This window comes from Spirosoma lituiforme (genome assembly GCF_054776635.1).
Genome location: NZ_BAAHBO010000006.1, coordinates 282,197 through 304,914 on the forward strand (window position 1 = coordinate 282,197; position 22,718 = coordinate 304,914).

The 22,718-nt window shown below is 52.0% G+C and carries 18 protein-coding genes; 9 read left to right on the top strand and 9 right to left on the bottom strand.

The window, feature by feature from the left end; all coding sequences use genetic code 11:
• Positions 1-6 precede the first annotated feature (6 nt).
• The 7 genes from ACYU87_RS20370 to ACYU87_RS20400 form a co-directional block, all read right to left on the bottom strand.
• Positions 7-528 (bottom strand): DUF4199 domain-containing protein, encoded by a 522-nt coding sequence (locus tag ACYU87_RS20370; protein WP_461135941.1) that lies wholly within the window; start codon positions 526-528, stop codon positions 7-9.
• Positions 525-1,088, bottom strand: coding sequence for a DUF4199 domain-containing protein (locus ACYU87_RS20375; RefSeq protein ID WP_461135942.1), 564 nt, complete (start codon positions 1,086-1,088; stop codon positions 525-527). Before ACYU87_RS20375 ends, ACYU87_RS20370 begins: the two co-directional genes overlap by 4 nt.
• The gene (locus ACYU87_RS20380; RefSeq protein WP_461135943.1) at positions 1,085-2,401 is read right to left on the bottom strand and encodes a dihydroorotase; all 1,317 of its coding nucleotides are present in this window, start codon (positions 2,399-2,401) and stop codon (positions 1,085-1,087) included. The genes ACYU87_RS20375 and ACYU87_RS20380 overlap by 4 nt, the downstream gene beginning before the upstream one ends.
• 100 nt (positions 2,402-2,501) lie before the next feature.
• A complete protein-coding gene (gene gcvH / locus ACYU87_RS20385; RefSeq protein WP_461135944.1) occupies positions 2,502-2,885 on the bottom strand; it encodes a glycine cleavage system protein GcvH in 384 nt (127 codons plus the stop codon).
• Between the two features lie 107 nt (positions 2,886-2,992).
• Entirely contained in the window at positions 2,993-4,054 is a 1,062-nt protein-coding gene (locus tag ACYU87_RS20390; protein WP_461135945.1) for an aldo/keto reductase, read from the bottom strand.
• Positions 4,055-4,132: 78 nt separating this feature from the next.
• On the bottom strand, positions 4,133-11,728 hold the full coding sequence (gene sov / locus ACYU87_RS20395) for a T9SS outer membrane translocon Sov/SprA (RefSeq protein ID WP_461135946.1): 7,596 nt from the start codon (positions 11,726-11,728) through the stop codon (positions 4,133-4,135).
• A 306-nt stretch (positions 11,729-12,034) separates the two neighbouring features.
• Complete coding sequence (locus ACYU87_RS20400; RefSeq protein WP_461135947.1) at positions 12,035-13,525, bottom strand: cellulose synthase family protein; 1,491 nt, start codon at positions 13,523-13,525, stop codon at positions 12,035-12,037.
• Positions 13,526-13,738: 213 nt separating this feature from the next.
• Here ACYU87_RS20400 and ACYU87_RS20405 point away from each other — a divergent pair, with 213 nt between their 5' ends.
• The 5 genes from ACYU87_RS20405 (at position 13,739) to ACYU87_RS20425 (ending at position 18,061) form a co-directional block, all read left to right on the top strand.
• Positions 13,739-14,539: a Rossmann-like and DUF2520 domain-containing protein gene (locus tag ACYU87_RS20405; protein WP_461135948.1), complete on the top strand. Its 801-nt coding sequence runs from the start codon at positions 13,739-13,741 to the stop codon at positions 14,537-14,539.
• 242 nt (positions 14,540-14,781) lie between these two features.
• Entirely contained in the window at positions 14,782-15,237 is a 456-nt protein-coding gene (locus tag ACYU87_RS20410) for a hypothetical protein (RefSeq protein WP_461135949.1), read from the top strand.
• Positions 15,238-15,250: 13 nt separating this feature from the next.
• Complete coding sequence (locus ACYU87_RS20415; RefSeq protein WP_461135950.1) at positions 15,251-15,766, top strand: hypothetical protein; 516 nt, start codon at positions 15,251-15,253, stop codon at positions 15,764-15,766.
• Positions 15,767-15,835: 69 nt separating this feature from the next.
• Positions 15,836-16,882, top strand: a complete 1,047-nt coding sequence (locus ACYU87_RS20420; RefSeq protein ID WP_461135951.1) for a WD40/YVTN/BNR-like repeat-containing protein — start codon at positions 15,836-15,838, stop codon at positions 16,880-16,882.
• 120 nt (positions 16,883-17,002) lie between these two features.
• On the top strand, positions 17,003-18,061 hold the full coding sequence (locus ACYU87_RS20425) for a hypothetical protein (protein ID WP_461135952.1): 1,059 nt from the start codon (positions 17,003-17,005) through the stop codon (positions 18,059-18,061).
• A gap of 79 nt (positions 18,062-18,140) precedes the next feature.
• On the opposite strand, the gene rocD is transcribed toward ACYU87_RS20425, so the two are convergent.
• The gene (gene rocD, locus ACYU87_RS20430; protein WP_461135953.1) at positions 18,141-19,394 is read right to left on the bottom strand and encodes an ornithine--oxo-acid transaminase; all 1,254 of its coding nucleotides are present in this window, start codon (positions 19,392-19,394) and stop codon (positions 18,141-18,143) included.
• 77 nt (positions 19,395-19,471) lie between these two features.
• Between rocD and ACYU87_RS20435 the strand changes: the two genes are divergently transcribed.
• The 3 genes from ACYU87_RS20435 (at position 19,472) to ACYU87_RS20445 (ending at position 20,861) form a co-directional block, all read left to right on the top strand.
• Positions 19,472-19,681, top strand: a complete 210-nt coding sequence (locus tag ACYU87_RS20435) for a DUF5522 domain-containing protein (RefSeq protein WP_461135954.1) — start codon at positions 19,472-19,474, stop codon at positions 19,679-19,681.
• 60 nt (positions 19,682-19,741) lie between these two features.
• Positions 19,742-19,981, top strand: a complete 240-nt coding sequence (gene rpmB / locus ACYU87_RS20440) for a 50S ribosomal protein L28 (RefSeq protein ID WP_046375705.1) — start codon at positions 19,742-19,744, stop codon at positions 19,979-19,981.
• A gap of 157 nt (positions 19,982-20,138) precedes the next feature.
• Positions 20,139-20,861, top strand: a complete 723-nt coding sequence (locus ACYU87_RS20445) for an RluA family pseudouridine synthase (protein WP_461135955.1) — start codon at positions 20,139-20,141, stop codon at positions 20,859-20,861.
• A 149-nt stretch (positions 20,862-21,010) separates the two neighbouring features.
• Here ACYU87_RS20445 and ACYU87_RS20450 read toward each other — a convergent pair whose 3' ends face one another.
• A complete protein-coding gene (locus ACYU87_RS20450; RefSeq protein ID WP_461135956.1) occupies positions 21,011-21,520 on the bottom strand; it encodes a DinB family protein in 510 nt (169 codons plus the stop codon).
• A gap of 122 nt (positions 21,521-21,642) precedes the next feature.
• Here ACYU87_RS20450 and ACYU87_RS20455 point away from each other — a divergent pair, with 122 nt between their 5' ends.
• Positions 21,643-22,608: an NAD(P)H-quinone oxidoreductase gene (locus ACYU87_RS20455; protein WP_461135957.1), complete on the top strand. Its 966-nt coding sequence runs from the start codon at positions 21,643-21,645 to the stop codon at positions 22,606-22,608.
• The last annotated feature ends 110 nt before the right edge of the window (positions 22,609-22,718 follow it).

Genomic DNA, 22,718 nt, shown 5'->3' on the forward strand with positions numbered 1-22,718 from the left:
ACCCATTTACTCAAACGGATTTGCCTTATTGCGCCGTATAAAGGCGGCTACAATCAGCGACAAAAGAAACCCGACAATGACTGTACCGAAAACTCCGGCAATGAACGTGAAGCCAGGAGACTGGAGCTTTTGTGACCATTCCATAGCTTGGTCAATTGACTCGTCGGACATGTTTCCCTGCGCTTCCATTTTTTCGCGCGCCTGTTCCATAGCGCGCTGCTGAACGGTAGGGTCAATCACCACATTGTAAAATGTACTGAAAGCCGATGATAGCAGGCCGGCCACCGCAGAGAGGAGGGCTCCAATACCCAGTCCTTCGCTGTAGGTCATGTAACCGCCATTGAGGGTTCGGTAATCCCGCATCGCCAGCACCAACAGCGCAACGACTGCCCCAAGCGTGAGGCCGCTGAATAGGGGGTTCGTCGACTGGTCGGTCAGGTACATGATCAGCGTGATAGCCATCAGCACAAGACCAAGAATTGCGCCCCATTTCAGGGCCGTACGTGCAGTAGAGGGTTGGTCATTCATAAGGTGTTATCTTGCATAATACTATAATCCTGTTTCCGGAAAATTAGCGAAATGACGAGTACGGGAAGTACGGCCAGTGCTGTTTTTTTGGTCAGTTCATCGGGCAGCAAAACACCCGGCTCCATGGTCGATACTTTTCGCCATTGCTCAGCAAACGTTTCCGGGCCAAACTGGTCGGTAATCTGTTTCTTCCCTTCGAGCAGCAGTTTTTTGGAATTGGTTACATATTCAGCGAAAACGCCCGGCTCAATCTGGGTCACAAACAGGTAAATAAGCCATCCCGTTACCAGAGCCGCTACCGTATTGAGCACATAACCAATGGTAAGCCCTTCCCATAAATGCAGTTGCCCGTGGCCTACATACTTCCGGTAATACCAGATGGTACCCAGAATTGTGATGATGTGAATACCATAATCAAGCACCCGGACATTGCCCAGAGCCGGGATGCCAATGGCGTATAGGACAAGAAAATACAGAAAGCACAGAACACCCGTGGCCAAGCCCGATAAAAGGGGAATTTTTAGCAATGGATGCGAAAAATAACGAAGGATACTTTTCATACGGTAGGAGTAAATTGGCCACGATGGACTGTGCCAATAACACGGCCAGTGAACGTTTGACCCAGAAACGGTGAGTTTTTTGATTTAGAGTGCGTCCGGTTGTACGTCCAGGTACCGGTTGGGTCGAATAGCGTCAGGCTGGCGGGTTGCCCTTCGGCAATACTCAGGGCCGGAAGGCGCAGAATATGCCGGGGTCGGGTTGCCAGTTTGTCGATCAGTTGGGCTAAAGGCAACGCCCGGTTGTGGGTAATGGTGCTGGCAAAAACTGTTTCGAGCCCAATTATGCCAAACTCGGCCTGGTCGAATTCCAGATTTTTGCTCTCCGCATCCTGTGGGGTATGATCGGATACAATGGCATCGATGGTGCCGTCGGCCAGCCCGGCCCACAAAGCAGCTACGTCGTCCGGCGACCGGAAAGGCGGATTAACTTTCAGGTTTGTGTCGAAACCAGCCAGCGCCGAATCATCGAAAACAAGCTGATGAGCCGCCACATCGCAGCTAACGCGGGTACCCTGCGCCTTTGCCTGCCGGATCAGCTCGACCGAACGAGCCGTGGAAATCGTGGAGAAATGGAGTACCGGGGGCATCTTGCCGAACGCGACGGTTTCTTGATTTTCGTCAGTCCGTTTCTCGCTCATCACGTAGTCCAGCAACCGCAGGTCACGCTCAATCATCAGTTCCTCGGCCAGCGCAGGTATTCCTTTCAATCCAAGCAGTGTACTCTGAATGCCTTCGTGCATCTGACCAAACCGGGTCAAGTGCATTTCTTCCGGACGGTTCATGAGCAAGCCATTTATGGGTTGCAGGTATTGCAGCGTTTTGAGCAGCAGGTCCGGGTTCTGGAGTGGATGGTCTCCGTCCGAGAAAGCAACGGCACCACCGTGGTGCAGGTCGAGCATTTCCGTAAAATCTTCCCCGGCGGCTTTTTTAGTCACCGCAGCAATGACATGAATACTAACGGGCTGGCCTTCGCCCATGCGCTGAACATAGCCCAGGGTCCCTTTAGCGTCGACAACGGGCTGTGTATTAGGCAACACGGCGATGTCGGTAAATCCACCGGCAGCCGCAGCCCGGCAAACACTTGTCAGGTCTTCCTTATGTTCATAACCAGGGTCCTGCGTCGATACACGCATATCGACCCAACCCGAGGAAACGTACAGATTATCCGCTTCGATTACCCGAACGGTAGCGTCGGCAGAAATACCGTCACCAAGTTGACGAATCAAGCCATTTTCGACCAGAATATCACGCACCTGCCCATTAAACGGGGAAGCAGCATCAACAATATGGGCAGAACGAATCAGGAGTTGCATGGGGGACTCCCCTCCTCTTTTTCAAGTGAAGGGACCGAAGTAAAAAGATGGTTTAAAAAAAAGGCCCCTTGCGGAGCCTTCTGGTTTCGAGTACGTGTCATCAGGCACCCACTAATTCCGCATACGCGTCGGCGGTTAATAAGCTGTCCTGCTGCGATGCATCAACGGGTTTCAGTCGGATAATCCAACCATCTCCGTATGGATCGCTATTGAGCAATTCGGGTGATTTTTCAATGGCCGGGTTCAGTTCAAGAATTTCACCTTCGAGGGGCAAAAACAGATCTGATACGGTTTTAACGGCTTCGACCGCGCCAAACACATCGCCTTTGGTCAGCGACTGGCCAACGGTAGCTACGTCGATGAAGATAATATCGCCCAGTTCCTTTTGTGCGAATTCAGTAATTCCAACCACGGCGGTACCATCCGCTTCGATCCGAATCCATTCGTGGTCCTCCGTGTAGCTTAATTCTGCGGGAAAAGTCATTGTAGGGGAATTGATTTATGGCCACAAAATACGGTAGATGGGGCCGGATTTGCAAACCGGATTTAGCGGCAAAGCGGCTCCCCACCGGGTTTTATCCATTTACAGCTTTATCTGGGGGCTACCGTCGACGAGTTCGGCGAAAAATTGGCGACCCCTAACCGATCACCACCCTGCCGCTGGATCATCCATTGCGGATAAGGCGCGGGCGTGGCACTGATTTCGTTAAGCTGGTCCATTTGTTCCGTCGTCAGGCTTACGTCGACCGCTTTGATATTATCCAGCAAATGGTCCGTATTTTTGGCCCCAATGATCACACTGGTCACGCCGGGTTTAGCCAACACCCAGGCCAGCGCAATGCGCGCTACGGATACCCCATGCGCATCAGCGATGGGCTTCATTGCATCAATAATGTCGTAAGCACGCTCCTGATTAACGGGTGGAAAATCGAATCCCAACCGACGTGAATCGCTTTCAGGTTTATTATCTCGTGTGTATTTACCGGACAGAAAACCACCCGCCAGGGGGCTCCAGGGCAGAATCGCCATCTGCTGATCCAGCACCATGGGCACAATCTCGTTCTCTATATCCCGGCCCGCAACCGAGTAATAGTTCTGGGTGGAGATGAATTTCGACCAGCCGTATTTGTCGGCAATCCCATTGGCTTTCATCACCTGCCAGGCCGCGAGGTTCGAGCAGCCGATGTAGCGCACTTTTCCACTTCTTACGACGTCTTCCAGCCCCCGCATGGTTTCTTCCAGGGGGGTTATGGGGTCAAAGCCGTGAATCTGATACAAGTCAACATGGTCTACCTGCAGGCGCTTGAGGCTGTCTTCCAGTTGTTGCATGATTTGCAGGCGACCCAGCCCAACCTGGTTTTTGCCTTCGCCCATCCGACCCCGTACCTTGGTCGCGATGACGAGTTCACTGCGCGACAGACCCAGCAGTTTTATAGACTGACCCAGCAGGCGTTCAGACTCTCCGAACGAGTACACATTAGCGGTATCGATGAAGTTAACCCCATTGTCCAGCGCGGTTTTAACAAGGTCGTTGACGGCGTTTTGCTGGAGTTCACCCATGGCTTTCCAGTAGCCACTACCGCCGAACGTCATGGTACCAAGGCAAATTTCGGACACCAGAACACCCGTATTGCCAAGCGTTTTATAATGCATAGTCTGTTGGTTAATATGTCTTGAGTCAACCAGCAAACAAACGGGATTGTTACTAATCGAAGTGGCTGCGCAACCCAGCTACTCGGCCAGATTGAATTTCACCTGGAAACCGCCCGATGTAGTTGCCCGACGGAATGAGTTCGATACCAGCGGATCGTTGAAGGTCCGGTCAAAATAGAAATTGAAATTCAGGCGACGGTTAACAATATAGCTGATCTGGGGGCGCAACTGGAAGTTTACGTTACCGGCCGTAATGATCTGCTCGGCATCCAGTTTCCGCTGAATGGCCCGTGTATCGCGCAACGTCAGGTTACAGGAGAAAGTCAGGTCATTTTTCAGTTTCTTGTACGCCCCATTGATCCTGAACGGAATACGCATATTCTGCCGGGTAAATCCGACCGATGCCGTCAGATCTTTGTTGCTCAGTTCAGCCACCTGCGAGTTCGACAGACTCAACGCAATATCGCGGCTCTGGTTGTACTCCAACCGACCGCTGATTCGGTTTTTCGTCTGGAATTGTACCCCAAGCATCGGCGCAAACTTCTCCGACATAGTAATGGTACTCATCGCAAAGACGGGAACATACTGGCCCAACTGGTTGATAGAAGCCGCCATCGGATACCCCTGAACGGCCAGATTGACGTAGGCCGCGCCGTAGTCCAGATTCGAGATAAAGTTACCGACGCTGTACGTGGACGAGTAGCTATGGTTGATGGTGAACGCGCTGAACCGCTTCCGGATAAATCCTAATCCCGACAAGCCATTGTAGGCAATCTGCCAGTTCGGGAGGGGGAAATTGTAGAAAGGCGATAACTGTGCTTTCTCAACGGGCTGTCCGCTGTAGGCGGCAAAAAAGGCAGGAATCAGCACATCCTGCGACGTTTTGTCGTACTTACCCGTTTTTTCCGGATTGGCAGCCGTCAGCTTTTCGATAAAATACTCCCGATAGGCTTCGAACCGATCGAAAATGGGCGATGTACTGTTGCCGCGCAAACCGATAAAGGCGGTTCGGAACGACCAGAACGACATGCTGAACTGGCCATTACGCACGGCAGAAAACGTCTCAAACGGACCACCCTGCGAACCGGGCCGGAAGTATTCCTGGTACGCATCCGTGCGGTCCAGACGCCAGTTGATCTGCATTCTGAAGTCTTTAAATGGCTCCAGGGTTGTACTGGCCGTAAACTTCTTGGTGATGTTCTGCTGAAAAGCCGTATTGAGTACGGTACTCGGTGACAGCCAGCCTTTTTCGGCAGCCTTGTAGGCTATGTTATGATCCTGATTACCCAGTACAAATCCCAGTCCGGGCGCATTTTCGGAGCTTAAACCGAATAGCTTGGGCGTCGGCAGGAAGCCTGGCAAAATCGTCGACTCCTGCAGAACGTAGGAGAAATTAATGCCCCGCACAGTGAGCAGCGCCCGGGTGAAGTTTTTCAAGACCTTGCTTTCTCCCCGAACAATGTCCTCAATATCACCGGGGTTTCGGGCAAAGTTTTTCCGGACGGGCGCGGGTGTATTGGCAAAGCGCAGGTACCGGATTTTATTATACAACCGGATCAGGTCGACGCGCCCCGTAATGCCCCGTTCGCGGTTGTTACGCAGAATGTTACCGAAGGGCACGCCCAGCGAATCGACGACACCAAACGAATTAGCCTGAAACTGGTACCCAACGCCGTACACGGCATCAGCCGCAATCCAGTCGAGAAGTGGAATTTTGTCCAGTGGTAGCCGATAGGTAGCCCGAATGTCCTGCACGAAGTTTTTCATCCGGCCCAGGTGCTTGATGCTGTTGATGATCGAATCCCGCTTGGCCTGGGTATTGATGTCACCAGCGGGTTCGTCGATGATGGCGTTGGCCTGCGCATGGTAGGTCAGCACCAGACTGCGCGTCAGATTCCAGGTCAGGTCGTAATAGCGATTGAACAGGAAATATTTCTCGTACTGCGGCACAATGCCGTTGGTTGTCAGGTCCGATGAGCGAAGTTGTGTTTTGATAAAACTCCGATCCATGTCCGTTCGGATGGACACCAGTGTAGGCAATAGCGTGATATTGAAATCTTTTAGCCAGCGCAGGTAAGGTGCTTCAAAAGAGGCCACATTGCGGAAGGGTTCAAACGCCTTGGGCTGACCGCTGAATGTATACGAAATACCACCCCGATGCTGTTGCTGAAGATACTCCTGGGTTAGGATATTGGTCCGTTTGGCATCATTGAAAGCATAGGTGAACGCAAAATTCTCGACGTCCCAGAAGTGCGACCGGGCATTCGGGTTCGTTTTTATTTTTCTGACATTCGAGAAGTTGTACCCCCGGCGCGTTGTATTGTCCTGCACCAACCGGCTATAGCTGTCGCGCTCGCTTTCGGGCTTGGTCGACAGGGAAGTTTCCAGTGGTGTATCAGGGTCGAGTGGATCAAAGTGCGGGTTTACATTCCGGTGGTCGTAGCTGACGTACAATGGAATACGAAGTCCCCAACTGGCGGGCAGGAATTTATCAACAGACAGGGCCGATGAAAACCCGAACTCGGAGGTGGTTTCGAGCGCCCGGTCACCAATGCGTGTCTGTACCCCGCCGAAGCCGAACGTCGTAATACGGCCGGAAGCCGTTAACGTACCAATATCAGCCAGTTTCATGTTCAGCGCGCCAATAGCCGCCATACCCGAATGCTGGTCGTAGCCATAAGCCCGGAACTCATCGACCCAGATGGTGAATGATTTTGGCTGCTCGCCGTCATCCGCATTTTTCGGGTTTCGAACCCCGATCATAACCGACTGTACCGAGCTCAGGTCAGGATTACCTACTACAGTTAATATATAGTGCTGATCCGCTGATCGTTCGGAATAAGGCAGCGACGTTCGGCGGGTGAATAGCCGGTTTCGGTTGGCTTTCAGATTGATCAATTCGTCCAAGGCCAGATCCAGCTCGTTACCCGCAGGCCACACAATTTCAGGGGTTGACTGACCAGGTGGCGTCGCTACCAGATTCGGAATCTCGATTTCGTAGTAGTTCTCCGTGTAATCCGTACCGATCCGCACAAACGTTGATACCCCCGGCATACTTACGTTGTCGGGATTGTGCATGTGCACGAACATCCGGACACGCTCCCGGAACAGCAGGTTGAAATTGGTATTCTTGAACGCACCCCGCGAATCACCATCGCGCAGGTTGGTCACGCTCATCCGCATCGACTGTTCGTTGAGTTCGACAACGTTTGGCTGGGTATAATCGCGGTCACGGACATAACCTGGCGGTACCGAATAAATGTATTTTGCCCCCCCGGCGGTTGAGGTCTGCGTGCTGCTGTTTTCCTCCACGTTAACTGTCGAAACGGTGAAATTAGCGTCGTAGGGTTCGGGGACTTCCTGTAAACCACGCTGCGTCAGATCGCCGGTGTATTTCCGATACTGGTTGGCTTCCATTTGCAGTTCAGCAAACCGGAGCACTACGGGCTCGGCAAAATCGGTCAGGTACATCCGCATGAAGCGCATAGACTTGAATCCGTTGATGCTACCTACTTTTCGCAGCGGTTCGCGAATCGGAATGCGGAACTGGTACCAGGTAACCACGCCCCCCGGAGCACCCGCCATGGGTACAGATACCTTATCCACGATGTATTTCTGCCCAACCTCCAGTTTACCTTGGCGCAGGTCTACCTCGTATTCGTAATAGGCTTCATTGTCATTAATCGTGTTGTCGATGTTCAGGTCTTCAATATCGGGCAGCGTAGACGAAGCCGGGGTCAGGTACTGATTGGTACTGGTGTTTTCGGGCGAGTTATTTTCCATGCCCATATACTGTTTGTAGCGCGCCACCAGGTATTTCTGCTGGTCCGCTTCTTCGCCCAGGTAAAACTTGAAATCATCGCCCGAGGGGTCCTGCTGAATGGCAGACAGCGCCTGTGGGTTGGTTACCCGCGTTTGAATGGTCCGCAGGTAATTTTGGAAAAAATTCTGTTCCGTTACAACGCCAGGTGGGGGTGTTGGCTGGCTGCTGAGTCCGTCCAGACCAATATCCTGCCGCTCCCGAACGCCACTCTGAAACGCATTGGTGACAAACTGTTGCGTTGGCGCTTTTCCCCAGTTGGTCGTCTGAACCGAACCAATCCGCGTATCTGACGTGTCGGCACTAGCCGGGAAACCATTTTCAAACTCGTAGCGGCCGTCTTTTATGACATCTTCCGAAATATCGCCGAGGTTAAAGACCAGTTTACCACCCGTCGTGTTGTTGGTATTCTTCGTATCATCGTTACTGCCCCGCACTACCCCCGCCGATCCCTGCACAAAGGGGTCCATCAGCCAGAACGTAACGTTTTCGATGTTGGCATTATCGAAATCAATGTCCGAAGCGATGGCCCGCGTTACAGCCCCGAAATTCTGTCTTGGATTAGGTAGGTTTCCGTTAGCGTCCAGGTTCGTGTTGTAGTTGTACATGCCCCGTTCGCTCGGGAAGTAGGATACGTCCAAAATACTCTCGGGTAATTGCACAACCCTGGCCGACCGGCCCGGAAACAAATCCTGCGGCAGGAAGGGTCGTTCATACGCATGCTTGTTCACGTCCTCCAGGTCAATGTTCGACGTAACACCCAGCGTGCCCGTTGAGCCGAAAATACTGGGGTCTACGGTGTAGACCGAAATGCGGGCGCGGTTGTAGGCAAACGGCAGCGGATCGGCAAACGTACCCTGCGGAAACTGTTGCGGAGTGGCGCCAAGCCGCCAGCGCGTGGGCTGACGGGTCAGGTCATAGATGGTCCGGGCAGCCTCAAAATCATCCAGGTAGCTTTCATTCCGTGCTTTCTGGTTGGTGCCGGGAAAGAGCTGGGCAACTTCGGCCGTTAGCTGAATCGTCGATGGTTCTTTGGTTTGTATACCCGGTAACGCATCCAGAAGCCGGGTCAGGCCGGGTGAATCTTTGCGGATGGTCGTATTCAGACCCAGAATCGTATTGTTGACGGGCTCGTTACCCAAAGCGACGCGGGTCAGGAAACCAGCGGGCGTTTCCTTCATGTGCATCGCCGTCAGGCCAATGCTCACGTCCCGGTTAATGGCGTAATCCAGTCGCGTACCCAGCAACGTCCTGATCTGGTTCTGGAATAAATCCGGCTGTTCGTAGCCGATCCGAATTTCACGACCGGAATTGGTCACGCTTTCGTTGATGATCCGTAGCCGCCCCGTTTGTGCTTCAAAAACATAATCCTGCGCGGCCATCAGCGGCACGCCACCCGCCGTAACCGTAATCGACTGTTCATTGACGCCAAACGGCAACTGCACTTCAGCCCCGTTGCCCGATTGAAATGACCCTTTGAGGAAGAACTTGTTTTTATCCGCAATCTGCTGGGCATCCGTCTGAGTCGTGCGGTAAAGCTGGTCAAACACGTACTTGGCTCTCAGTGATGGATCGTTACCAAGCCGGGTAGCCAGGTACGCGCCGAAGGGTTCCAGAGTCGGGAAAATGATCTTCCCGTATCGGCTGTCAATGGTGATGTTCTCGACGTAGTCAAAGTTACCATCTGGTTGAGCATCCAGTTGCTGGTTGAGTCGGTCCATACCAAACACCTGCACCAGCGGAATATTCTGAATGGGACCCTCCTGCAAGTTCGGGTTATCAATACCCGTTATGTCATCTTTATAAATAACCCGCAACTGAAATCCTTGCCGGGTAATTTGCGCCGTGGGGAGGGAATAGATGTTTTTCATCATCAGATTCCACATGGGCAATTGCAGGTTGTTGCGTAGCGTAGCCGACTTCAACAGCTTCAACACCAGCACTTCATTCGGTTGCCGGGACTGGTAATCTTCCGTCAGTTCACCTACTTTATAACGCCGGCCCTGGTAGGTGTACTCGTAAGCAACCGCCAGAATTTCGTCGTTCCGAAGGGGCGTAACCAGCGAGATATATCCCAGTTCGGGCTGAAGTTTGTACTCGCGGTCGGTCAAACGTTTGGCACCCCGGAGCAGGTCATAATCCGTGCCTTTGTTCAGTTGATACTGGCCGGTCAAAATGTCATTTGTCTGATCTACCTGCCGGAGCGGATTAGCCTGGTTGGCCGTCAGTCTGTTGTACAGACTATTAGCCGCGTTGTCCGACGGCGTCCGGTTGTTCCGGGAAAACGGAGGCACGTTCGGATTCGTCTGATTGTAGGGGTTTCCTTCGCCTAAATCCTGGAAACCAACAATGTTCCGCAGCGTCTCGGTGGTATTGGTGCGGTTCGTTACGTACACCTCTACACGTGTCACATTTACCCCCGAGGTTACCTGCGGCAACGTCTTTAGCGAAGCTTCGTAATTGGCCCGAAAAAACTGTGATAAAAAGAAATGTCGGTTTTCGTCGTATTGATCGGCCCGGATCTCGTATGGCCGATTGGAGGTACCACCCCGCAACACGATCTCGTTCTTCCGCGACCGTTGCTGGGAAGCCACCAGTGTGGCATTCAGCTTCCCGAACCGCAGCTGGGTTTTTATTCCGAATAGATTCTGTACCCCCGGAATCAACTGGCTGTTAACCGCCCAACTAATATTACCGACTTCGAGCCCCTGCAGAATACTTTCATTTTGGGGAGTGAAGGTCGGCATCGCCCCATTGGCCCCCGGCAGGTTGGGAACACCCGGCAGGTTAGGAACGCTCGGCAGGCTTGGCATACCCGGCAGCCCCTGGCCTGTACCTAAAGCGGGCAAACCGCCACCCGGTTTGTAATTAAGTTTGAGAGCATTCTCGAAATTGAAGCTAGCCTTTGTGTCGAAATTAGCCAGTACGCCCAGCTTCTCCCCAATCTTACCATTGAAGTTGATGTTGATCTGCTCGTTAAATATGAAGTTCCCATTCCGGCGCTGCCGAACGGGCAAAACCGGGTTGTCAATAAACTGATAGAGATACCCGAAATCGAGCGTTACGAAACCGTTGGGCTTAAAATCGACCTGACTACCCCCAAAAAGACGGTCAATAACGGGTGGCAACTCGAGTTTAGGCACCAACCCCCGACCACTCAACGCGCTCTGCCCGTCGCGCTTGGCACTGTTTTCCCGCCAGATGTTCTGCTCAACGCGCTGATTCTGAAGCTGGTTAAACGTAGAAAAGGGAATCGTTTCGGCCGGGCGGTAAGGTAGGCCAAACTGGGATGGTGGTAGGGTTGATGTAGGCTGGGTGGGAGTTGCCGCACCTCCCTGTGCGGCACCGGTAGCGGTGTTGCTCATGGGTGCCCCCGAGAGAGATCCCCCCGTACGAACACGCTCGGTTACGGCCATTCCGCCATCTGGCGCGAGCCGGAAATCGGTCGAAACGCCTTTTGGATCACGGAGAATAAAGGGCGATTTAGACGGTCGTTCGGAAAATCGTGTGGCCCGCCGGTCGGGCCAGTTAACGGTCGGTCGGCGGTTGGCACTCCGCAAGGCACGGAGGCTGTCATTTCGATCCTGAATAGCCTGCTTCGCTGAATCAGCACGCGCAATTGACCGGCGACGGGCATCGGCACGGGCCGAATCGGTCGCGGCCTGTTGCCGTCGGGCGGCAGCTCCGCGTCGGGCGGGCGCAGGAGCGGGTTTGTCTTGTCCCACGCTTACACTCAGCCCAATAAGTAGCCAGCACGCCAGCATTAACCACCCGTTTGGCATAAACAGGAATCGGCTAACGGCAGGAATCAGGTGGCTAACGACAGAACTGTGAACAAAGTAGGGGTTCACCATTGAAGACTCTATAAGGTTCAGAATTAGTAGCGAATGGGCCGTTCTTCTATCAAACGGCCGGAAACAGGCCAATCGTCTGTTGTCAGAAAGATTTTTTCCCTGGCCGCTCGTTAAGATTCAGCATAAACGATAAACAAAAGTATAAATTAAGCAGATGTCATACGAACAAGCAACCCACCGTTTCGACGTTTTCCTCGATAACGATGGGTGTGTTCCCTGCAAAACCCTACAATTACCAAGCCAGAATCTACCCGCAATTCGTTACTCTTTACCTTATTGAAACAAGCATTTTGTGCCGGAGATGGCCTAGAGATGCACTGGCGCCGAACGCTTTACGGCCTGAATCAGTGAATAAATGGTAACCATACCGAAGCCGACCATGAGCATTATGTGAAGAAAAAACATGCGGTAATCGTGGATGTAAACAGCCAGCGCCAGACCCCCCAAAAAATAAAAGGCCAGTAGCCCTTCGGCTACTGTTAGCCAGCTGATTCGCCGACTGATGTACTTATTGGCCGCCCAGCTGTCGGCCGCCGTCTTGACATTAAACTTCGGCGTACGCACAAACGGCGTTTTCCGGCCCATGTATCCTTCAATAACGGCAATCGTGTTGTGCAGCGACAGGCCCATCATAAGCGACGAATACATGGGGAAATACCAGGCCAGCTTACTCTTGTTTGCCCCTTTCAAAAACCAGATCGGGATTCCGTAAAAAGTAATCAGAATCAATAAGTTGAACTGAAACAAATTAATAACCACGAATACCCACTCCCACTCCGGGTGCTGGCTGCGAATGTAAATCAGAGGGACGCTCATGACGCCCAGTAACAGCACCAGAATAAACGTAGCACTACTGAACAGGTGAAAAAATGCGTGCAGCTTCATCGAGAAAGACACATCCCGTGATTTGAGCACATTCACAAAGAGCTTCCGGGCACACTCGGCCGCCCCTTTCATCCAGCGGTATTGCTGTGACTTAAGGGCATTCATGGCCACGGGTAATTCAGCGGGCGACCCGACGTCTTCGCGGTAAACGAACTTCCAGCCCCGCAGTTGAGCGCGGTAGCTCAGGTCCAGGTCCTCAGTGAGGGTGTCGCTCTGCCACCCACCCGCATCAACAATGGCCGCTTTCCGCCAAACACCCCCCGTGCCGTTGAAATTTGCCAGTAATCCGGCCGCGTACCGACCGCTCTGCTCAACCGTAAAGTGCGCGTTCAGGCCAAACGCCTGCAACTGGGTTATTAGCGAAAAGTTTTCGTTTAAGTGTTCCCAGCGAGTTTGTACGATGGCCACCTTGGGATCATCAAAGTGCGGAATAGTTTTTAGCAGAAACTCCGGATCGGGTACAAAGTCAGCGTCGAAAATGGCGAGCAGATCCCCCTTGGCAATGGTTAGCCCATACGCCAAAGCACCGGCTTTGAAGCCTTTACGTTCAGGTCGGCGAATATGTTCGATGAAAAAACCCTGCCGCTTGTATTCCGCTATTTTTTGGGCAATAATGCCGACGGTTTCATCGGTCGAGTCATCCAGTAACTGTATATCCAGTTTGTCCTTCGGGTAGTTCAATTGTACAACGGCGTCAATAAGTCGCTCTACCACATACAGTTCATTGTAAATCGGTAACTGGACTGTTACCATGGGTAGCTTCTCCGGTGAGATATGGCTGACTGACTGAGCTATTACTTGGCGCTGCTTTTCCGAACGCAGGTATTTGACGATTAAACTTAGTTGACCACAGTTGTATACGAACAGCAAAAGCAGGGCCATTGCATATACGATCAGGACCAGAATTTCCATATGAATGAAGGCGAGACTTGGCTAGTATGCTTTTTACTCTAACAATCGAGTAGATTAATTAAGGTAAGTAACTGGTTGATTACCCAAATAGTTAGCCTGCGACGAACGTAATTAGGTAATGCTACTGGCCGGGGAGCCCGACAGACGTTTTTCTTTGGACCGACAATCGACTAACTACACCGTTCATTTAATCAAAATAGCCTATACTTGAGCATGGAAATTTCGTTTATCGGTGCCGGCAACCTGGCCTGGCACCTGGCTCCGGCTCTCGAAAGCGCTGGACATCACATTAACGAGGTGTATAGTCACCAGCTGAAGCACGCCCGCCAGTTGGTTAGCAACCTCTACGATGCCCGTACGCATTCGGAACTGAATTTTGCCGATAGCCCGTCGCAGCTTTTTATTCTGGCTACTCCCGATGACGCCCTCGAAAGCGTTTGTTCGCAACTGGTTTTACCCGATAAGGCTATTGTTGTGCATACATCGGGGGCCCGGCCGCTTAGCTCGCTGGAAAATCTGATGGCCATTTATAGTGATGTCCCAGTTCAGACAGGCGTTTTTTATCCGCTACAGACCTTCACCAAAGGGCAGTCGTTTATGCTTTTCGACGAGATTCCACTCTGTATCGAAGCCGCTGACAGTGCAACTGAGGATACGCTGGTTCAACTGGCGCAGGAGATCAGCGATACCGTTTACATCATTACATCGGAAGAACGGCGAACCCTACACGTTGCGGCTGTTTTTGCCTGTAACTTTACCAACCACCTGCTCACGCTGGCCCGTGACCTGACCGTTCGGGATGGGCTGGAATTCGACCTGCTGCGACCTATCATTTCCGAAACCATTCGCAAGGGGCTGGAAGTCCCGGATCCCGCTGCCGTTCAGACCGGTCCGGCCCGCCGGGGTGATCTGACAACCATTGATACGCACCTGACTTACCTGAACGACCAGCCGAAACTGGCTGAAATTTATCAGTTGCTCACCCAGAGCATTCGGCATCGCTACAGCCAGTGACATCACCTGCTTTTCCTCCCCTTCCGACCCTCTGCACACGTCGCCGAATACCATATAGGTACATCCATTAATATATGTTTACTTTTTTTTGTTTTCAATACAATTTTCCCCATTTTTAATGAAATTTGTATCATTCGTTAGGTTTATATTAACTCGATAACCCATTTCATAAACTTACAATAGGTATAGTTACTGGTGGTCATTAGCCACCCTTTCATATTAAATATAGTGGTGAGCGTGGCATGAAACAGGTAGAACAAAAACAAACTTCCCCGGAAGTTATCAGACGTGTGGGTCAGTTGACGTTATATGATCGATACGGCTCAATGGCGTATGGCGTTATTTTACGAATCATTCCAGAACCTGAACCAGCTCAGGCGGTGTTGATCGACTTGTTTTCGTCGCCCCAGTTGAGAGAATACGCCGGGACTTCGTCCCACACTGCCGGTGAAATCATTCGACTGGCGCGGCAAAAAGCACTTACCGCCCGATCTACCGCTACTTTATCGTCGCCGATAGTGACTGATTCTACCAGAAACCGTAATTTTGCTGCGAACGATAATGTGGAAAACACCGTTTTCGAATTGTCTTTTTGTCAGGGATACTCAACCGACGCGATTGCGGAGAAACTGCAACTGTCTCAAACCAACGTGTTAAAATCCATCTATACCTATTTCAAACAGCTCCGTTCGTCTTAATAGCCCACATACCTTGAAGACCTATAATTATTTAAAAGACGGTATTCTGGAAGCGTATCTGTTAGGCATCACTACAGAGAAAGAGAAGGAAGAAGTCGAGCAGCTTCTGGCTAAGGATCCAGACGTACTGGCCGAACTGAACGAACTCGAAACGGATATGGAAAATTACTTCCTTCGTAACGCTGTGCCTCCCCCGCCCAGCATTCGGGAAGCGGTTTCGTTGCGCATCAGCGAAACGGATATAAAAAAATGGCAAGAGGCTCCTCACAAAAAGCCACGCGAAGAATCGGCCGAATTCCGCTCGAACGAGCAATCGTACGTACATGTTGAAGTTGACGACACGCACATCCGGGTCCATAAATACTGGCGCCCTGCGTTCATTGCTGTGTTCGTTCTCTCAAAAGTATTCCTGATTCTGGGACTGTATTATTACTTTAAAGCCAGCAGCCAGGCCGACGAAATCATGCGTCTGAAAACGGCTACCCAACAAACAGCCCCCCTCCCTCAACCAAGCGGTCTGAAACCCTAATGTGATATAGTTGATTAATGGACTGGCTTTCCCGGCAAATTTTGCCACTTTGCAGTCAATTAATCCGTCATGAAACAACTCCTTGGACTCCTTTTGGGTGCGCTGTCGTTCGCTGTACCCGCTTTTTCGCAATGGCAACCTCAATCCGTTGGCACCGATGCCAGTTTCCGGGCCGTTAGTGTAGCCGGAGCCGGAGCCGGTGTGGTCTGGATTGGCGGTACTAAAGGCACGTTTGTTCGTACAGTTGATGGGGGGAAGACCTGGCAGACAGGTACTGTTCCCGACGCCCAAACCTGTGATTTTCGTGATGTTCAGGCCATTGATGCCCAAACCGCTATCCTGATGAGTGCTGGCCCGGCCGAAAAGGGGCAGGCCCGGATTTATAAGACGACAGATGGTGGTCAGCACTGGACACTGCTCTACCAGACCCAACAGGAGGGCGTGTTTTTTGACGGAATGGATTTCTGGGACGATCAGTATGGCATTGTTTTCAGCGATCCGCTGACCGATGCATCGGTTGGCCGCCGGTGGTTCATGTTGACAACTGACGACGGCGGTAAAACCTGGCAGCCTGTACCACCCGCCAGCCTGCCGGTGATGGAACCGAACGAAGCCGCTTTTGCCGCCAGTGGTACCAGTATCACGGTCCAGGGTAAGCGAAACGTCTGGATCGCGTCGGGTGGCGGGGTAGTTGGGCGCGTATTTCGGTCCAAAGATCGGGGCCGCACCTGGACCGTCAGCAATACGCCACTACCCGCCGGTGAAGCAACAGGGTTGTTCGGAATGCACTTTTTCACCGAGAAAATTGGAGTTGTCGTTGGCGGAAACTATAAACAGGAGCAGCAACCCGGCCCGAACGGAGCCATCACCCGCGATGGTGGTCAGACCTGGCAACTCCTCGCCCCCACCGATCCGCCCGGCCTGAAGGAAGCCGTTGCGCTACTCCCCGGCGACCGGCTGCTTACCGTTGGGCCATCGGGCACGAGCCTCTCTGCCGATCAGGGGCAAACCTGGCAACGACTCGATACAGACGGTTTTCACTCGGTAGCCTGCGCCAAAGGAATCTGCTATGCGGTAGGCGCAAAAGGTAAAGTAGCCGTTCAGCGATTCAAGTAAGTGAGCCCCCGCCCGTCAAAGCACGAAAAGCTTTGTTGAAAACTTTCCCGTTACCTGCCTAAAATAGCAGACCCATTTTTGTCGTTATTCTGCCGTGTTGAACGATTAACCCACTCGGTTATGCCTGTGCGATCGGCCTTATCTTTATCTGCTTTTTTGTTGAGTACGGCCCTGGCTGGCCCCCTGTTTGCCCAAACCAATACAGTACCATTGGGGTCTGGTGCTTTCATTTGTAGCTATACGGGCGGCAAGATTGGCCCGCAGGTGGTCTGCTCCCCAACAACCGTGTCTAACGGCCATGCCGAGAAAGTTGTTGATCGAATCCTGAAACCCATCGGCCTGATCCGGAACTTCAAAGTCATCGAGTGTTCTAATACCGACAACTGCTTTGCAACGGTTCTCAAAGGACAGCGATTCATTGTCTACGACGGTGCTTTTATGGCGCAAATCGAAGAAGAAACCGAAACAGACTGGTCGGCCATAAGCATCATGGCGCACGAAATCGGCCACCATTTGCAGGGACACACGATTGACGGGCGGGGTGGTCAGCCAATAAAAGAGATCGAAGCCGATAAGTTTTCGGGATTTGTGCTGCACCAGTTAGGCGCTTCGCTGGATGACGCAACGGTGGCCGTACGCGCGCTGGGCGATGAACATGCCACATCGACACATCCGGCAAAACCAGCTCGTATTGACGCCATTCGGAAAGGCTGGCTGGAAGCGGAGGCTATGTACCCCAAAAGCCGAACAGCCATCAAAACGCCCGTAGCCATGGCGCCGAAGGCTATTACCCCAACGAATACGCCGACAGTTGCCGCACGGCCAGTGGTTGCCCCCAGGGCTCCCGTCCGAAGCTCAGCAACCGTCGGCTGTGTATCCGGTGATTGTGAAGACGGCACCGGTACATTCGTTTACCCGACCCGCGAACGCTACACCGGGGAGTTTGAAGAAGGCGACAAGCACGGTGAGGGCGTAGAATATTACGCCGACGGCAAGCTAAAATACAAAGGTAACTTCCGCGATAACCTCCGGTCCGACTACGGCGTTTACTACTACCGAAACGGCGATAAGTATGCGGGCTGGTTTCAGAACAATATTCCAAACGGAAAGGGAACCTACTTTTTCGCTGACGGCGATAAAATTGTCGCTACGTTCAGAAATGGCCAACCGGTTCGGTAAGAATGGATAAGGTATAAGCTGTTTTGGTTTTTGGGTACTGCCCCCTTCGTTGCAATGCCCAAAAACCAAAATATCAACCCTAAAAGGCCAGAATCGTTTTCTCGATGATATCGCAGGCTTCGTGCATCTGCTCTTCGTTGATCACGAGCGGGGGGGCAAATCGAATTTTATCGCCGTGGGTGGGTTTGGTCAGCAGGCCGTTATCTTTTAACTTCAAACAGATTTCCCAGGCCGTTTCCTCGCCCAGATCGGGACGCTCCTGAATCACAATAGCGTTTAGTAAGCCCTTGCCCCGCACAGATTTAACGAGTTCTGTTTTCTGGCACAGCGCGTTCATACGGCCCCGGAAAATTTCGCCCATCGCGGCTGCGTTTTCCGTTAGCTTCTCATCGGCAACCACTTGCAACGCTTCCATCGTAACAACACAAGCCAATGGGTTACCGCCGTAGGTCGATCCGTGTTCGCCGGGCCTGATGGTTAGCATAACTTCGTCGGATGTCATAACGGCCGATACAGGCATGGTACCACCCGAGAGCGCTTTCCCCAGTACGAGCAAATCGGGCTTCACACCTTCATGATCACAGGCAACACGGGTACCGGTCCGTCCAATCCCCGTTTGCACTTCATCCGCAATAAACAGTACGTTGTATTTTGTGCACAGATCCCGCACTCCACGCAGGTAGCCTTCGTGCGGCACGACCACGCCTGCTTCGCCCTGAATGGGCTCAACCATAAAACCGGCAATGTTCGGATCGCTTTTCAGGGTAGCTTCCAGCGCTCCGAGGTCATCATAGGGAATAATGATGTAGCCCGGTAATAACGGCCCAAAATCATTGGTACTGCTGGGATCGGTGGACGACGAAATAGCAGCCAGCGTGCGCCCCCAGAAATTACCGGCGGCAAATACCACCTTAGCCTGATCCTGGGGAATTCCTTTGACTTTATAGGCCCATTTGCGCGTCAGTTTCAGCGCCGTTTCGCCCCCTTCGGCACCGGAGTTCATAATCAGCGCTTTGTCAAAACCAAAGTAGTCGCAGAGGTATTTTTCGCAAAGACCAGTTCTATCATTGTAAAAAGCCCGCGACGTTAGCGTCAGGCGCTGGGCCTGCTGCATCATGGCGTTGATAATACGCGGATGGCAATGCCCCTGACTGACCGCGCTGTAAGCCGACAGAAAATCAAAATAGCGCTTATCCTCCACATCCCAAACAAAGATGCCTTCACCCCGCGTCAGCACCGCCGGAATGGGATGATAGTTGTGCGCACCATACTTCCATTCCAGTTGCATGGCCTTATCGGCAGACGAGACGGGCGTTGTTGGGTCGAGTGTCATATTGAAAAGCGGTTAAGGTGAGATTCCTGGCCGGGTTCGGCAACGTTTTGCAACTAACTGATGCTACAACCCGTTGGATGTCAAAAATACAATTTCTTAAACAGAAGCCCAAAACAAGGCCCGTGCAACCCCATAAGAAAAAAGAGCCCGGTTTAGCCGACAACGATTTTTACCACACACCCGAGGGGTATGTGGTTTTTACGGCCGCTTATCACCTGAAACGCGGCTACTGTTGCCGGAACGGATGCCGCCATTGCCCCTATGGGTTCAAAAAAAAGGAGGAATGACTTGCAGATTATGAATTATTTAGCCAATTTTGCGCCCTCATACGGAAAACGAGTACGGTAATGGCCAGAGTTTGTCAAATCACAGGAAAGCGCACACGCACGGGAAACAACGTTTCTCACGCTAATAATAAAACCAAGCGTAAATTTTTCCCGAACCTGCAGAAAAAGCGGTTCTTCGTCGAATCAACCGGCGAATGGATAACCTTAAGAGTGGCCACGTCGGCCATTAAGACCATCAACAAAAATGGTCTGGAAGCAACCCTTCAGAAGGCTTACGAGCGCGGTACGCTGACGGTATAGTCTTTAGCAAGATAATTTACTTTGAGCCTCTTCCGACTGGGAGGAGGCTTTTTGTGTTTGATTACGGTATCGAGTCTGTAGTATTCTGTTTAATCGGCCTTTGCCGATTTTTACCGTTTACCAAGTGCCGTGAGTCAGATGCCGTAAACTAACTATCATGAAATTAGTCTTTGAAGACCTCATCATCTTTGAAAATGAGGATTATATACTCATCAACAAACCGCCCCATGTAGCCTCACTCGATGAACGCACAGTTGACCGGGGTGGGCAAAGTATTTTGCGCCTGGCTAAAGCATACCATGCCGACGCTCAGCTCGGCCACCGGCTGGACAAAGAGACGTCGGGTATTCTGGCTATCGCTAAAAACCCGGAGGCTTACCGCCATCTGGCCATGCAGTTTGAGCATCGGGAAGTCACAAAGCGCTACCATGCCATAACGAACGGGGTGCATAATTTTGAGGACATTTCGGTCTATTTGCCTATCTCACCCATTAAAGATGGAACCGCCGTTCGGATTGATCGCGAACATGGTAAAGTAGCCGAAACGATCTTCAATACGTTACAGGCTTACCGGACAACAACTCTGGTCGAATGTATGCCTGTTACGGGTCGAATGCACCAGATTCGGGTCCATTTGATGTGTCTGAAAGCCCCCATCGTCAACGATCCGACCTACGGTGGCAAACCGGTCTTTTTATCGGATGTAAAACGAAACTTTAATCTGAAAGAAGGTACGGAAGAGCTTCCGCTTATTCATCGGGTTGCCCTCCACGCACGTTCTTTGACCTTTGCGTTACTGAATGGCGAAGAGCAGTCATTTGAAGCCCCCTATCCAAAAGATTTCAACGTGCTGGTAAAACAACTGGAGAAGTTCGCGTGAGAAATAATGAAGTAAATTGAGTGTATCCCCGGCCCGTGTCCCCACGGGCCGTTTTTGCGTTAGCCTCAGCGTTGCTATTCCGGGAGCAACCCGTGAGGACATGGGCGAGGATACACAAGACGGGGAATGCCTGTTCATCAGGCAATACCTTACCTACTGTTCCACGCGTTCAGCAACCGCCGGATGATAATAATCTCGCCGATATGGTAAGCATTGTGGTCAGCGATCAGCATCGCTTCGCGGAGTAAATTCTGGCCGTCGCCGTGCTCGAAGGAGCTATACAGATCACGGGTGGGGTCGTTTAGCAGGGACACGAACGCATCGCGGTCTGATCTGATTTGTTCCAGCGCCTGCCGCCAGGCGGACTCATCGGCTGGGGCTACGTCCTCCGTCCAATACCCTGACGGCCAGGGTGGTGATTCGTGCGTTGCATCGCGGGAGAAGGCAAGAATATCCCACTGCACACGGCGAATGTGATCGACGAGTTGCCAGATGCTATACGGCAGTTTGTCGGGCTTTACTCCGCGGAGCTCGGCCGGTAAATCATTAACCGCATCGTCGAATGACTGGTGGGCATTACTGCCAGTGAGCAAGGCAATCAATTGCTTACGAACGGCATCATTAATAGCGGAGACAGATTGATCGAGCTGAGCCATCATTCAGTTTGTGAGTTCTTACTTATAACTACTTATTTCGTGCTAAGGTGGTTTCGAAAAACCAGTTCTTCACTCAGAACGGGGTATCTTTTCTGACAAAAGGCGGCCGCAATGGTTATGCTAGTATGAAAGCAATCAGGATCACACGCCCCGGCGACAGTTCCGTTCTCGAATTACAGGAGCAACCGACTCCGCAGCCCCAATCGGGACAAGTTCTTGTACGAGTACGAGCAGCGGGCGTTAATCGAAGCGATATTCACCAGCGAACCGGTGGCTACAAGATGGACCCTACCGGACAGATTCCCGGCCTGGAAGTAGCGGGCATTGTGGAACAATATGGTCCCAACACAAACCGGTGGAAAATCGGCGATTCGGTATGCGCGCTCATCAGCGGAGGGGGATATGCCGAATATGTGACTGTGGATGAGCGACACTGCTTACCCGTTCCACCGAATACCTCGTTTGTGGAAGCCGCTTCGTTACCTGAAACGATCTTGACCGTTTGGTCAACGGTTTTCCGATGGGGGCATTTATCCGATGGAGAAAATTTGTTGGTGCATGGTGGCAGCAGTGGCATTGGTGTAACCGCGATTCAGTTGGCCAAAGCGTTCGGAGCCAATGCCTACGCCACGGCGGGGAGTGACGAAAAATGCGCTTTTTGCGAGCAGATAGGCGCCGTAAAGTGTGTTAACTACAAGAAAGAAGATTTTGAAAAGGCCCTGACCGACATAGACATCAACGTCATTCTGGATATGGTTGGCGGGGAGTATACCCCCAAAAACCTGCGCCTGCTAGCAATGGATGGCCGACTCATGTTCATCAATGCCATGCAGGGGGCTAACAGCCAGATTCACATTCCAACGTTGATGCAAAAGCGAATTACAATGAGCGGGAGCATGTTGAAACCGCGCGATGCCAACTTCAAAGCGAACCTCACCGCCGACGTTGAAAAACAAGTATGGCCCCTCCTGTCCGACGGCCGACTTAAACCGGTCATTTACCGCACATTTCCTTTATCCGAGGCCGCTAAAGCCCAGGACTTGATGGTCAGTAGCGAGCATATTGGTAAAATCATTCTGGAGGTAGATTAAGGTGTAATCCCTTACTGCCAAAAGAATTTTTCCGTGGAGTCAGTTTTAAGAAACTGACTCCACCTAGTCCTCGAAGAAACAAGTTTAACCTGCTCATCTCCTCGTTCCGC